Source organism: Halohasta sp. A2 (genome assembly GCF_056175805.1).
In genome coordinates this window covers 1-1,341 of sequence record NZ_JAQFWV010000157.1, presented here as the reverse complement: position 1 = coordinate 1,341, position 1,341 = coordinate 1, and the positions used below count along the sequence as shown (strand labels likewise).

The following is a 1,341-nucleotide window of genomic DNA, read 5'->3' as shown; positions in this document are numbered from 1 at the left end:
GGATAGTCTGGTTTGGGTGCTTCTGCAAAGTCTGTATCTAGAAATTCGGCAGTTCAGCGACTCAGACAGGAGAATTTGTTATGTAAGTGATTCAATACGGGAGCCGTCTTGCGATAAACGGAGCAATAAAGATGCTTCAACCTCACGAGAGTTCGTCTGAAACAGGTATGGCAAACGATGACCGCAAATTTGTCTCGGTTGCTTCAACCTCACGAGAGTTCGTCTGAAACAAGGCAAAGGCCGGGATGGACAAGAGGCGATTGACGCTTCAACCTCACGAGAGTTCGTCTGAAACGGCTGTGTTGAATCGCCATACAGCAGTGGAATTCACTGTTTCACAGCACGCTTGATGTTATAGACGACACACATCAGCGCGATTTCTCGGAACTCACGAAACCAAGATCGCGCTCGCACGGCGAAGCCGAGCGAGCGCTTGACTGCCGAGTTCACCGTCTCGGTCATCGAGCGCTGATTGTAGCGCTGTTCGTCGATTCTGGCGTTGTGCGCGTGGTCGTAGGGTGCGAAGATACGATGTTTGATGAGCGGGCGAATCCCGAGGTTACGAAGGGATTCGCGGAGCGATTGCTTGTCGTATCCTTTGTCGGCGGCGAGAGACCGCAGATCGCCCGCGTTCCGGCGGGCGATCTGCTCTGCGAGGTCTGCGTCGCTTCCTTTCCGGTTTGTTGAACAATGAACGTCAAGGACGGCTTGAGAGTCTGTATCCACGAGCTTCGTGACTTTCAGCTTCTGCACGCGGTAGCTGATCCGCTGGCAGTAGTGGCGGCTCGCAGCTGAGCGTTCGTAGAATGTAGCGTCGATAGCACCGTGTTTTGAGGGATCGTGCAGCTGCGCCGACTGGCGCAGCAGCACTCGGCAGACGCTCATACTGATCTGGTCGAACGCCTTACACAACGTGGATGGAGCGGGGAGATCGGCCGCGTCAAGGCCGATCTCCCCCGTTATTTGTGGCATCTCCTTCAGGAGGTCAATCGTCATCCGGTAGGACGTGTTGAGGTAAATCCGTAGACAATGGAGAGAAACGAGGGCGTAGTCGGCGAATCCGCCGCCACCTTCCGGGGCGGCGGATTCGTCTCCGTCGCCAGTAACTCTTTGAGAAATCGGGACAATCTCGCTAGTGAAGCGGGAGATTTGTGTCATAGGCAACCGAATCTCTCCGCTTCAACTCCTTTGATTTAGCGACCCACCACGACACCGTCTAGCACTACTTCTGGGGTTTAGACTGGAGCCAAGGAGATCTGGGGAGAAACATCGACGAGGTCGGTGCAACTTGTCGGGATCTGCTCAGGTTTGACGAAACTTCAGCTGAGATTCGACGCTCCA

At 54.6% G+C, this 1,341-nt stretch carries 1 protein-coding gene; it reads right to left on the bottom strand.

Annotation, left to right across the window (positions count from 1 at the left end):
* Nucleotides 1–327 precede the first annotated feature (327 nt).
* Nucleotides 328–1,158 (bottom strand): IS5 family transposase, encoded by an 831-nt coding sequence (locus O2S87_RS18555; protein WP_475410202.1) that lies wholly within the window; start codon nucleotides 1,156–1,158, stop codon nucleotides 328–330.
* Nucleotides 1,159–1,341 lie beyond the last annotated feature (183 nt).

Coding starts and splice junctions, on each gene's coding strand:
- O2S87_RS18555 (WP_475410202.1), bottom strand. CDS start 1,158: ATGACACAAATCTCCCGCTTCACTAGCGAGATTGTCCCGATTTCTCAA.